At 67.2% G+C, this 12,162-nt stretch carries 11 protein-coding genes and 1 riboswitch; of the genes, 5 read left to right on the top strand and 6 right to left on the bottom strand.

Translation table 11 applies throughout. The features are described 5' to 3' along the window. Positions 1-12 precede the first annotated feature (12 nt). The gene (locus AC1DOP_RS15145) at positions 13-2,007 is read left to right on the top strand and encodes a PhoX family protein (RefSeq protein WP_477252038.1); all 1,995 of its coding nucleotides are present in this window, start codon (positions 13-15) and stop codon (positions 2,005-2,007) included. A gap of 24 nt (positions 2,008-2,031) precedes the next feature. Here the strand turns inward: AC1DOP_RS15145 and thiE are convergent, their stop codons facing one another. Genes thiE through thiC form a run of 5 tightly spaced genes read right to left on the bottom strand, consistent with a single transcriptional unit; the run spans position 2,032 to position 6,343 of the window. Continuing rightward, a complete protein-coding gene (gene thiE / locus AC1DOP_RS15140; RefSeq protein WP_441935119.1) occupies positions 2,032-2,658 on the bottom strand; it encodes a thiamine phosphate synthase in 627 nt (208 codons plus the stop codon). 16 nt (positions 2,659-2,674) lie between these two features. Then, positions 2,675-3,418, bottom strand: a complete 744-nt coding sequence (gene thiD / locus AC1DOP_RS15135; RefSeq protein WP_477252036.1) for a bifunctional hydroxymethylpyrimidine kinase/phosphomethylpyrimidine kinase — start codon at positions 3,416-3,418, stop codon at positions 2,675-2,677. Between the two features lies 1 nt (position 3,419). After that, entirely contained in the window at positions 3,420-4,220 is an 801-nt protein-coding gene (locus AC1DOP_RS15130; RefSeq protein ID WP_441934918.1) for a thiazole synthase, read from the bottom strand. 23 nt (positions 4,221-4,243) lie between these two features. After that, positions 4,244-4,447 (bottom strand): sulfur carrier protein ThiS, encoded by a 204-nt coding sequence (gene thiS, locus AC1DOP_RS15125; RefSeq protein ID WP_477252033.1) that lies wholly within the window; start codon positions 4,445-4,447, stop codon positions 4,244-4,246. Between the two features lie 15 nt (positions 4,448-4,462). Then, positions 4,463-6,343: a phosphomethylpyrimidine synthase ThiC gene (gene thiC, locus AC1DOP_RS15120; RefSeq protein ID WP_477252031.1), complete on the bottom strand. Its 1,881-nt coding sequence runs from the start codon at positions 6,341-6,343 to the stop codon at positions 4,463-4,465. A gap of 70 nt (positions 6,344-6,413) precedes the next feature. Then, a riboswitch (TPP riboswitch) is annotated at positions 6,414-6,514 on the bottom strand. Between the two features lie 133 nt (positions 6,515-6,647). Between thiC and AC1DOP_RS15115 the strand changes: the two genes are divergently transcribed. The 4 genes from AC1DOP_RS15115 to AC1DOP_RS15100 all read left to right on the top strand — a co-directional run bounded on the left by AC1DOP_RS15115 (position 6,648) and on the right by AC1DOP_RS15100 (position 10,137). After that, positions 6,648-7,178 (top strand): hypothetical protein, encoded by a 531-nt coding sequence (locus AC1DOP_RS15115; protein WP_477252029.1) that lies wholly within the window; start codon positions 6,648-6,650, stop codon positions 7,176-7,178. 19 nt (positions 7,179-7,197) lie between these two features. Next, a complete protein-coding gene (locus AC1DOP_RS15110; RefSeq protein ID WP_477252027.1) occupies positions 7,198-8,034 on the top strand; it encodes a DUF6159 family protein in 837 nt (278 codons plus the stop codon). Between the two features lie 56 nt (positions 8,035-8,090). Further along, positions 8,091-8,939, top strand: coding sequence for an MOSC domain-containing protein (locus AC1DOP_RS15105; RefSeq protein WP_477252025.1), 849 nt, complete (start codon positions 8,091-8,093; stop codon positions 8,937-8,939). Positions 8,940-9,015: 76 nt separating this feature from the next. Continuing rightward, entirely contained in the window at positions 9,016-10,137 is a 1,122-nt protein-coding gene (locus AC1DOP_RS15100) for a GGDEF domain-containing protein (protein WP_441934924.1), read from the top strand. Positions 10,138-10,158: 21 nt separating this feature from the next. On the opposite strand, the gene AC1DOP_RS15095 is transcribed toward AC1DOP_RS15100, so the two are convergent. Then, entirely contained in the window at positions 10,159-12,141 is a 1,983-nt protein-coding gene (locus tag AC1DOP_RS15095) for a monovalent cation:proton antiporter family protein (protein ID WP_441934925.1), read from the bottom strand. Positions 12,142-12,162: the final 21 nt, after the last annotated feature.

Below are 12,162 nucleotides of genomic sequence, written 5' to 3'. Positions count from 1 at the left end.
GAGTGTTGACGTATGAATGCGAATACCGACCTGTCCCGCCGCCGCCTGCTGCGCCTTCTCGGCGCAACCCCGATGCTGCCGATCGGCGCCGGCACCGTGGGCGCCATGCTTGCCGGCTGCGGTGGCGGTGACGACGGCCCGGTGACCACGGCGCCGACCACCCCGGGCCAGACCACGCCGCCGGCCGTGACCCTGTCCAGCGTCTCGTTCGGCTCGATGAATGCGCCGACCCTGCTTGATGCCGCCGCGATGGCCACCACCTCGGTCGCCTCGACCATGACGGTCAGCTTCAGCGACAGCAGCAAGCTCGATTTCAAGCTGTCGTATAAGCCCTTCTTCATCACCGGCGACATGGTCCCGAACGGCAGCGGCGGCACCATCCTGGCCGGCGGCTACTACGACATCGCTAACCGCCCGATCGTCGACACCACCGTGGCCGGCAAGGAACGCCAGTTCTTCTCGGACTCGCCGGACGGCACCTCGCTGCTGACGGTCCCGAATGCGAAAGTGGCGGGCGTGAAGGGCAATACCGTGTTCGCCGTGGTGCAGTTCGAATACACCACCTGGGCCCAGGACGGCACCAGCGACATGTACGGCAAGCTGCCGTCGCCGATCGCCGTGCTGACCCTGGACCAGGACCCGGCCAATGGCAAGCTGAGCCTGGTGAAATACCACAACGTCGACACCTCGGGCGTGAACGGCCTGTGGATCACCTGCGGCGCCAGCCTGTCGCCCTGGGGCACCCACCTGTCGAGCGAGGAGTACGAGCCGAACGCCTTCACCGCCGCCACCGATGCCCAGTTCAAGGGCTTCAGCAAGAACCTGTACGGCGACGAGACCCGCGCCAACCCCTACAACTACGGCCACCTGCCGGAAGTGACCGTCAATGCCGACGGCACCGGCAGCATCAGGAAGCATTACTGCATGGGCCGTATCTCGCACGAGCTGGTGCAGGTGCTGGGCGACAACCGCACCGTGATCATGGGCGACGACGCCACCAACAGCGGCTACTTCGTGTTCGTCGCCGACAAGGAAAAAGACCTGTCCTCGGGCACCCTGTACGTGGCCAAGGTGGGCGCCGGCTTCTCGCTGGATCCGGCCGCCGCCGCCGCGCCGCTCAGCTGGATCAAGCTGGGTTCCGCCACCAGCGACGAGATCCGCTCGCTGGCCGCCTCGCTCAAGCCGACCGACATCATGGACGTCAAGAGCAGCGATCCGCAGGATGCCAGCTACACCAAGGTTGCCGCCAACGGCCGCATCGAGTGGCTCAAGCTGAAGCCGGGCATGGAAAAGGCCGCCGCCTTCCTCGAGACCCACCGCTACGCCGCGCTGGTCGGCGCTTCGATGGGCTTCACCAAGATGGAAGGCACGACCGTCAACCTGAAGGACAAGATCGCCTACTCGGCCCTGCAGAACTGCCAGAGCTCGATGGTGGCCGGTAATGCACTGAACGTGCCGGGCAACGGCGTCTCGATCCCGAAAGCGATCGTTGCCGGCGCCGTCATGATGCTGAGCCTGAAGGGCGGCCAGAAGGATACCGCGGGCAACGCCATCAACAGCGAGTGGATGCCGGCCGACACCAAGGCCCTGCTGGTGGGCGAAGACATCGCCGCCGACGCACTGGGCAATACCGCCAACCCGAACAAGGTCGCGAATCCGGACAACCTGAAGTTCTCGGAAAAGATGCGCACCCTGTTCATCGGCGAGGACAGCAGCCAGCACGTCAACAACTACCTGTGGGCCTACAACATCGACACCAAGCAGCTCTCGCGCCTGCTGTCGGTGCCGGCCGGCGGCGAGTCGACCGGCCTGCACGCGGTCGACGACATCAACGGCTGGACCTACATCATGAGCAACTTCCAGCACGCCGGCGACTGGGGCGGCATCCACGCCAACGTGAAGACCACGCTGGATCCGCTGATCCGCGCGAACTACAAGGACAAGTTCGGTGCGGCGGTGGGTTACCTGACCGGCGAGCTGACCCAGTTCAAGCTGGCCAAGGCTTGATAATGCAGGGTGGGCACGGGGTGCCTACGCAGGCCGCGCCCACCCTATGAACAGGTTCGCGAACTCCCGCACAGCCGCAGCCGGATCCTCCGCCAGGTACACGCTGCTGATCGCCGCCACCATATCCGCCCCGCGCGCCACCAGCGGCCGCGCATTCTCCGCCGTCATCCCGCCGATCACCACCACCGGCACCGCCAGCCGCGCCCTGGCGCCGACGACGATGTCCGGCGGCGTGCTCACCTCGTACACCTTCACCTTCGACGGATAGAAGCCGCCGAAGGCCACATAGCTGGCGCCCGCCTCCTGCGCCGCCAGAGCCAGCGGAAACTGGCCATAGCAGGAAGCGCCGACGATCCTGCCCGGCCCGAGCGCCGCGCGCACGGCGGCCACCGGCGCGTCGGTGCCGCCGACGTGCACGCCGTCGGCATCCAGGCGCAGGCACAGCTCCAGATGATCGTTGATCACCAGCGGCACGCCATGCCGGCGGCACAGGGCGAGCAGGGCGGCCGCCTGTTCCTCGCGCAGCGCCTCGCTTGCCTTCTTGTTGCGGTACTGGACCAGCGCGGCGCCGCCTTCCAGTGCGCGCTGCGTCGCCTCCAGCAGGCGCCCGGTATCGATCCAGTCGGGCGTCACCAGATACAGTCCTTTCAGTGTTTTCATTGTCACTTCATGCTCCTCGATGTTCGATACGGCGCGGAATGCGCTGGCCGGGGGCGATCGCATAGGAATCCGCCAGCGACTGGTTGCAGCAGCGCTGGGCGCGCTCGAGGGCCTGGGCCATGGCGTCGCCCAGCGCCAGGCGGGCAGCCAGGCTGGAGGCCAGGGTGCAGCCGCTGCCGTGGAATTCGCCGGGCAGGCGCGGCCAGCGCCATTCGCGCATGCCGTCGCGGCTGTGCCAGCGGTTGACGACCTCGTCTCCATCGTCATGGCCGCCGGTGACGAGGACGTGCGGACAGCCGGACAGCGCCAGCGCCGCCGCTTCCGGCAGGTTGGGCGTGGCAACCGTCGCCACCGCCAGCAGCGGCGCCAGCGCCGCCAGCGCATTTCCACGCGCGAGGGCATCGCCGTGGCCGCTGGCCAGCACCGGGTCGAGCACCACCGGCAGCGCCGGCTGACGGGCGCGCAGCAACAGGACGATGCCGGCGATGGCTTCGGCATTCTCGAGATTGCCCGGAATGCCCAGCTTGACCGCGCGGATCGGCATGGTGTCGGCCAGCAGCACGGCCTGGCGCGTCAGCAGGCCGGCGTCCACCGGCGCCACCTCGAACACCCGCTCGTTGTCCTGCACCGTGAGCGCCGTGACGATGGGCAGCGCATGCGCACCCTGGGCCGCAATCGCCTCGATGTCGGCCTGGATGCCGGCCCCGCCCGAGGGGTCGAGACCGGAAAACACCAGCACGCAGGGTTTCATCTCATTTGACTCCAATGAGCCGTCCCGCCATCGGCGACGAGGGCGAAGCCGCGAAACGGCGCGGCATCCGGCCCGCCAGATACGCTTCGCGGCCGGCCTCCACCGCGAGCCGCATCGCGCGCGCCATGCGCACCGGGTCCTGGGCCAGCGCGATGGCGCTGTTCATCAGCACGCCGTCGCAGCCCAGCTCCATCGCCACCGTGGCGTCGGAAGCCGTGCCGACGCCGGCATCGACCAGCACCGGCACCTTGGCCTGCTCGATGATGAGCGAGAGGTTCCAGGGATTCAGGATGCCCATGCCGGAGCCGATCAGGGAGGCCAGCGGCATCACCGCCACACAGCCGATGTCCTCCAGCATGCGCGCCTGGATCGGGTCGTCGCTGCAGTAGACCATCACGTCGAAGCCGTCGCGCACCAGCTCCTCGGCGGCGCGCAGGGTTTCGGGCATGTTGGGGAACAGGGTCTTCTCGTCACCCAGCACTTCGAGTTTCACGAGCTTGTGCCCGTTCAGCAGTTCGCGCGCCAGCTGCAGCGTGTACACGGCATCCTTCGCCGTGTAGCAGCCGGCGGTGTTCGGCAGGATGGTGTAGCGCGAGGGCGGCACCGCGTCGAGCAGGTTGGGCGCATGCGGATCCTGGCCGATGTTCACGCGGCGGATCGCCACCGTGATGATCTCGGCGCCCGCGGCCGCGGTGGCCGCCGCGGTCTGCTCCAGGTCGCGGTATTTGCCGCTGCCGACCAGCAGGCGCGAGTTGTATTCCTTGCCGGCGATGACGAGCGGCCGGTCCTTGGTCTGGTTCATGTGTTCTCCGATTCCGTAAAGTTTCAGCCGCCGCCGATGGCGCGCACCACGTCCACCTGGTCGCGCGGCTGCAGCAGGGTCGTGCGCCACTGCTCGCGCGGCACCACGCGGTGGTTGACCGCCATTGCCAGCGCCTGGCCGGACAGCTCGAGCATGTCGACCAGTTCGTGCAGGCTGGGTGCGCCTGGCAGTACGTGCGGGGCGCCGTTCAGTTCTATCTCCAGCATCGCTACTCCTTGTGCTCAGTTCTTGAGATAAAGCTCGGCGCCCTTGCGCATGAACTCGACCGCCTTCTCCTGCATGCCGCCGGCCGCATAGTCGCGCACTTCCTGGGTGATCTTCATCGAGCAGAAATGCGGCCCGCACATCGAGCAGAAGTGGGCCACCTTGGCGGAGTCCTTCGGCAGCGTCTCGTCGTGGAAGGCGCGCGCCTTGTCCGGATCGAGGCCGAGGTTGAACTGGTCTTCCCAGCGGAATTCGAAGCGCGCCTTCGACAAGGCGTTGTCGCGGATCTGCGCGCCCGGGTGGCCCTTCGCCAGGTCGGCCGCATGCGCCGCGATCTTGTAAGTGATGATGCCGTCCTTGACGTCGTCCTTGTCGGGCAGGCCCAGGTGCTCTTTCGGGGTCACGTAGCACAGCATGGCGGTGCCGTACCAGCCGATGTTGGCGGCGCCGATGCCCGAGGTGATGTGGTCGTAGCCGGGAGCGATGTCGGTGGTCAGCGGGCCGAGGGTGTAGAAGGGCGCTTCATGGCACTGTTCCAGTTGCAGGTCCATGTTCTCCTTGATCAGGTGCAGCGGCACGTGGCCCGGTCCCTCGATCATGGTCTGCACGTCGTGCTTCCAGGCCAGCTGCGTGAGTTCGCCCAGGGTGCGCAGCTCGGCCAGCTGGGCTTCGTCGTTGGCGTCGTAGATGGAGCCGGGGCGCAGGCCGTCGCCGAGGCTGAAGGCGACGTCGTAGGCCTTCATGATCTCGCAGATCTCTTCGAAGCGGGTGTAGAGGAAGGATTCCTTGTGGTGGGCCAGGCACCACTTGGCCATGATCGAGCCGCCGCGCGAGACGATGCCGGTCAGCCGGTCCGCCGTCATCGGAATGAAGGGCAGGCGCACGCCGGCGTGGATGGTGAAGTAGTCGACGCCTTGCTCGGCCTGTTCGATCAGGGTGTCGCGGTAGATTTCCCAGGTGAGTTCCTCGGCCTTGCCGTTCACCTTTTCCAGCGCCTGGTAGAGCGGCACGGTGCCGATCGGGACCGGGCTGTTGCGGATGATCCATTCGCGCGTCTCGTGGATGTGCTTGCCGGTCGAGAGGTCCATCACCGTGTCGCCGCCCCAGCGGATCGCCCAGGTCATCTTCTCGACTTCCTCGCCGATGGAAGAGGTGACGGCGGAGTTGCCGATATTCGCATTGATCTTCACGAGGAAGTTGCGGCCGATGATCATCGGCTCGGATTCCGGGTGGTTGATATTGGCCGGCAGGATGGCGCGCCCGCGGGCGATCTCGTCGCGCACGAATTCGGGCGTGATCACGGCGGGAATGGAAGCGCCGAAGGACTGGCCCGGATGCTGGCGCCCCAGCAGGGCGGCCATTTTCTTCCCGGTCGGACCGGCGGCTTCGAGGCTGCGCAGGTATTCCTGGCGCCGCAGGTTCTCGCGGATGGCGGCGAATTCCATCTCCGGCGTGACGATCCCCTTGCGCGCATAGTGCATCTGGGTGACGTTGCGGCCGCCGGCCGAGCGGCGCGGTTTGCGCTGCAGGTCGAAGCGCAGTTCGGCCAGCTTCGGATCGCGCAGGCGCTCCTGGCCATAGCGCGAGCTGGGACCGGCCAGTTCGACGGTGTCGCCACGCTCGCGGATCCATCCGGAGCGCGGGCAGGGCAGGCCGGAGCGGATGTCGATGCGCGCCTCGGGGTCGGTGTAGGGCCCTGAGGTGTCGTAGACCCAGACCGGCGGATTCGGCTCCGCGCCAAAGGATGCCGGTGTAGGCGACTGGTGGATCTCGCGCATCGGCACCCGGATGTCGGGGCGCGAGCCGGCCACGTAGACCTTGTGCGAGTTGGGAAGAGGCGTCACGGCCGCGGCATCGACCGTGGCGCTGGCGGACAGGAATTTCGGATCGGCGTTCAAGTGCACTCCTTGTATCACTGAAGATCGGCGATCCAGCGGAGGAGTGCAAAGAAACGTAGCACGAGGGCGTACGCGGACTCTGTAGCTTCCCTTCGCTGGCATTATCCAGATCAGGTTCGGAGGGTATTTCTCACCCGCGCGGTTGATGGCGCAGGACCCCTAGCGTTGTTGCCGCCTCATGAAAAGGCGACGGGCGGAGTGTACGTGGGTTTTGGGACAATGGCAATGTGGTCGCATCGAACGTGCGTATCGCCCGTGAGAATGCGCGCATTTCTGCGCCATCCGTCCTGCTAAGCTTCGCACGATGAAAAAGATGACGACCATTCGCAGCCTTGCGTTCACGCTGCTGGCCCTGCACGCGGCGGCATCCGAGGCATGCCGTGTACCGCCGGCCGGACAGATCGTCACACCCGACGAGCAAGTCCTGATGGCGGGGGATGTGGCTGTCGCGCAGGCGATCGGCGCCACGCCACTGGGCGATTACCTGGTCGAATACCGCTTCCAGACGCTGGAGCAGCTGAGGGGGACGGGCCGGCAGGTATTCACCGTGATCGGCGGCCCCGAAGGCTTCAACAACAAGGACAGCAGTTTCAACAACCACTGGGACCCCGCGTTCTGGAAGCGTGGCGGAGGCCGCACCATCAACGGCTCCGACTGCGTCCTGCGCCCTGGTTTCGTGGTCGGCAACACCTATCTCGTGTTTCTCGGGCTGCAGCCGACCTGGCGCAGCTTCGAGAAGATCGAGCTGGCCGGCGGCAGGCCGAATCCCGACGACCGATGGCTGGCCTTTGTAACGCAGAAGCTGGCCCCGTGGCGCGACTACCCCGCCCGCTAACTCACCGAGGAGAAAAACCATGTTCGACCGTCTCAGCCGCAGTTTCCGCCTCGTCGGCGCCAGCGCCCAGGTGCTCAGGCAGGACAAGCACCTGATGCTGTTCCCCATCATTTCCGGCCTCGCCCTGTTCCTGGTGCTGCTCGCCTTCGCGCTGCCGCTGCTCGGCCTGGACTCGATCGACGGCATCAGCAAGGGCGGCCTGTATTCGACGGCCTTCCTGTTCTACGTGGTCCAGTACTTCGTCATCTTCTACTTCAACACGGCGCTGGTGGGCGCGGTCGTGATGCGGCTCGAAGGCGGCAGCCCGACCCTGGGCGACGGCCTGCGCATCGCCAACAGCCGCATCGGCACGATCTTCGGCTATGCGGTCATTTCCGCCACCATCGGCGTGATCCTGCGCGCCATCCAGGAGCGGGTCGGCTTCATCGGCCGCCTCATCGCCGGCCTGCTCGGCGCCGGCTGGGCGGTCGCCACCTTCCTGGTCGTGCCGGTGATCGCCACCAGCGACCGCGGCGCGCTCGATTCGATCTCCGAGAGCACGGCCCTGCTCAAGCGGAGCTGGGGCGAGAACGTGGCCGGCCAGGTCGGCCTGAACGTCGCCTTCAGCCTGCTGTACCTCTGCCTGCTGGCCGGCGCCGTCGTGCTGGCCATGCTGTTGGCGAAGCTTGCCGCCGGGCCGGTGGCGGTGGGCGTGTTCGCCGCCATCGTCCTGCTGGCCTTCTTGGGCTGCGTGCTGATGCACGCCACGCTGACCGGCATCTATTCCGCCGTGCTGTACCGTTACGCCCTCTACGGCAGCGATGCACCCGGCTTCGACGGCCCGGTCCTGGCGTCGGCATTCCGGCAAAAGTCCTGAAGCCGGCAGGCTTTGGTGCGATACTATGCGGCCCTGAAGTCGATTCAAGCGCCGCAATGCCCACCCTGTCCCAGCTGCTCCTCTACCCGATCAAATCCTGCGCCGGCATGTCGGTGCGGGAAGCCACTCTCCTCGAAACCGGCCTCGCCGCGCATGGCGTGCACGACCGCGAATGGATGCTGGTCACGGAGTCCGGCCAGTTCCTGACCCAGCGCGAATTCCCGCGCATGGCGCTGATCCGGCCGCGTCCCGACGGCGGCAACCTGCGCGTGAGCAGCCCCGGCATGGGCGACCTGCTGCTGCCGCTCGCCTGGCATGACGAACCTGTCCGCCACGTGCAGATCTGGGACGACGCCGTCCGCGCGGCCGACTGCGGCGACGTCGCCGCCGGCTGGTTCACCGAAGCCCTCGGCGCGCGCGAACACCTGCGCCTGGTGCGCTTCCGCCAGGACGTGGTGCGCCCGACCAGCGTCAAGTGGACCGGCGGCCTGCCTTCGCAGACCCGCTTCGCCGACGGCTATCCGCTGCTGCTGATCGGCCAGTCCTCGCTCGACGACCTGAACCTCCGCCTGCGCGCGGCCGGACGCGCGGCCCTGCCGATGGACCGCTTCCGGCCCAACCTGGTGGTGGCGGGACTGGAAGCCTACGAAGAGGACTACACGGCCTTCCTCAGCACCGGCGCGGCCGAGATCCGTCCGGTGAAACCCTGCGCGCGCTGCCCGATTCCGTCGATCGACCAGGGCACCGGCGTGCCCGGCCCCGATCCGCTCGACATCCTGCAGACCTACCGCGCCAATCCGAAACTCGACGGCGGGATCTGTTTTGGCATGAACTGCATCGTTTCCGCAGGCGCCGGCAGCGTGCTGCGCGTGAACCAGGACTTGACGGCCGAACTCGCATTCTGACAACGTTTTCGTGGCGCCCATTTGCAATACGGCCGAGTTGGCGTAATGTTAGGGCTAATTGCGGAAAGGAATGTCCATGCACGAGCAGCAGGGCGCCAGTGTGCGCGAACTGATGGCCGAGAACGCCGCGCTGCGCAGGCAGCTCGCCAGCCTGATCGACCAGGCCGAGAGCAACCACGCGATCATGATGCGCCACCAGGCCTTCGATCTCGAGCTCGTGGGCGCGGGTAGCTTCCAGGAGCTGGTCGCCACCATCTTCCGCCAGCTGCCGATCGTGTCCAGCCTCGACATCGTGACCTTGTCGCTGGTCGACAGCGGCGCCGACATCTTTACCGTGATGCACAAGCTGGGCGTGGACTTCGACAGCCTGCCCAACCTGCTGTTCCACGAACATCCCGAAGAGCTGGGCTTCGACTTCGAGCCCGGCCATCCGCCGCGGCCGCGGCTGGTGCCCTACCACCCGGTCAGCCACGCGAGCGCCTTCCCCCATCCGCCGGCCGGCCTGGCCAGCGTCGCGCTGGTGCCGCTGCTGCGCAACAAGCGCCTGATCGGCTGCCTGAACCTGGGCAGCCGCGACCCGAGCCGCTTCACGCCGCTGCTGGGCACCGACTTCGTCGAGCACATGGGGTCGATCATCGCCATCTGCCTGGAGAACGTGATCAGCAACGAGATGCTGAAGTACATCGGCCTGACCGATGCGCTGACGGGCGTCTACAACCGCCGCTACATGGACCGCCGCCTGGCCGAGGAGGTCGGCCGTGCGCGCCGCCAGGGCTACAGCATCGCCTGTATGTACATCGACGTCGACCACTTCAAGCAGGTCAACGACACCCACGGCCACCAGGCCGGCGACGACGTGCTGCGCGAAGTGGCGTCGCGCATCAAGGACGAGCTGCGCATGTCCGACACGCTGGGCCGCTTCGGCGGCGAGGAATTCGTGGTGCTGCTGATCGACGCCGACCTCGAGAGCGCGAAGCTGGTGGCGCAGCGGATCCGCGCCGGCGTGGCCGGCCAGGATTTCCTGCTGGCGGAAGGGGAGGCCTTGCCGGTGACGGTGTCGATCGGCGTGGCGGCGCTGGACGATGCCGAGGGCGACGATCCCATCGAGGACGTGGCCTCGGCGCTGGTGGCGCAAGCCGACCAGGCGCTGTATCAGGCCAAGCAGAACGGCCGCAATCAGGTAGTCAGCGCCGCGTAGGGCGGGCTCGGCGAGCCCACTCTACCGTAAAAGCCGGCCCTCGGCGCGGTTGACCGCCGTCCCGGTCCCGCGCAGCACCACCACGTCGCCGGCGCGCAGCTCGGTATCGTCTTCGGGCTCGATCCGCTGGTTGCCGCGCCGGACCGCCGTCACCTCGGCGCCGACTTCGTCGAAGCCCAGGTCGCCGATGCAGCGGCCGACCGCGCCGGCATCCTCGGCCAGCACCACCGAGTGCAGGCGCACGTAGCTGTGCTCCGGATCGTCGCTGACGTCGCTGGCGCCGTGGAAAAAGCCGCGCAGCGAGGAATAGCGTTCGTCGCGCGCGGCCTGCACGCGGTGCACCACGCGCCGCAGCGGCACCCCCATCACCACCAGCGCGTGCGAGGCCAGCATCAGGCTCGATTCCAGCGCCTCCGGCACCACCTCGGTGGCGCCGGCGCGCTTGAGGACGTCGAATTCGGTGTCGTCGTGGGCGCGCACGATCACCGGCAGCTTGGGCGCCAGTTCGTGCACCAGGTGCAGCACCTTGAGCGCCAGGCGCGTATCGGCGAAGGTGATCACCAGCGCGCTGGCGCGGTTGATGCCGGCCGCGATCAGCGATTCGCGCCGCGAGCAGTCGCCGTAGGAGACGTTGGCGCCGGCCGCGCGCGCTTCCTGGACCCGCTCGGGATCGAGGTCGAGCGCATACCAGGGCAGCTTTTCCTCCGACAAGAGAGTAGCCAGGCTCTGCCCGCTGCGGCCGAAACCGGCGATGATCACGTGCTTCTGCGCCGCCATCGTGCGGCTGGCGATCTGGGTCAGCTGCAGCGACTGCAGCATCCATTCGTTGGACGCCATCTTCATCACGATCTTGTCGCTGTTGGCGATCATGAAGGGGGCCAGCAGCATCGACAGCACCATCGCCGCCAGCACCAGCTGGATCAGGAAGGGATCGATCAGCTTCGAGCCGGAGGCCAGGTTCAGCAGCACGAAGCCGAATTCGCCGGCCTGGGCCAGGGCCAGGCCGGTGCGCATCGCCACCCCGTCGGAGGAGCCGAAGGCCTTGGCCAGCGCCCCGATCAGGGCGAACTTGAGCAGCACCGGAATCGCCAGCATGGCCAGCACCAGCCACCAGTTGGCCAGCACCAGCTCGAGGTTGAGCAGCATGCCGATGCTGATGAAGAACAGGCCGAGCAGCACGTCGCGGAAGGGCTTGATGTCCTCTTCCACCTGGTGCTTATACTGGGTCTCGGAGATCAGCATGCCGGCCACGAAAGCCCCGAGGGCCAGGGAGAGGCCGGCGCGCTCGGTGATCCAGGCCGCGCCCAGCGTCACCAGCAGCAGGTTCAGCATGAACAGTTCCTGCGAGCGGCGCTTGGCGACGATGGTGAACCATTTGCGCATCAGCTTCTGGCCGAAGAACAGCAGCAGGGCCAGCACGGCGGCGGCCTTCAGCGCGGCCCAGGCCAGGTTCATCGCCAGTTCCTCGGCCGGCCGCGCCAGCGAGGGAATCAGGATCAGCAGCGGCACCACGGCCAGATCCTGGAACAGCAGGATCCCGATGATGCGCCGCCCATGCTCGCTCTCGAGCTCGAGGCGTTCGGTCAGCAGCTTGGAGACGATCGCGGTGGAGGACATCGCCAGCGCGCCGCCGAGCGCCAGCGCGGCCTGCCAGCCGGTGTTGAACGGCGCCGGCAGGCGCGGGGCCAGCAGCGAGGCCAGCACCGTGATCAGGATGGTCAGCGAGACCTGGGCCAGCCCGAGCCCGAACACGATGCGCCGCATCGCCTTGAGCTGGGCCAGCGAGAATTCGAGGCCGATCGAGAACATCAGGAACACCACGCCGAATTCGGCCAGGGCATGGGTGCTGGGACCGTTGTCGGCCAGTTGCAGGGCGTGGGGGCCGATCAGGACGCCGACGGCCAGGTAACCCAGCATCGGGGGGAGGTGGAGCATCCGGAACGCAACCACGCCAAGAACGGCGCTGCCCAGCAGCAGAAGAGTTAATTCAAGGCCTGATGTCATGCTGGGGTGTGGTCACGATCC

It is taken from the genome of Massilia sp. 01N410, from assembly GCF_056399665.1.
Note: the sequence above shows the minus strand (reverse complement) of the source record. Positions and strands in the feature narration are given on the sequence as shown.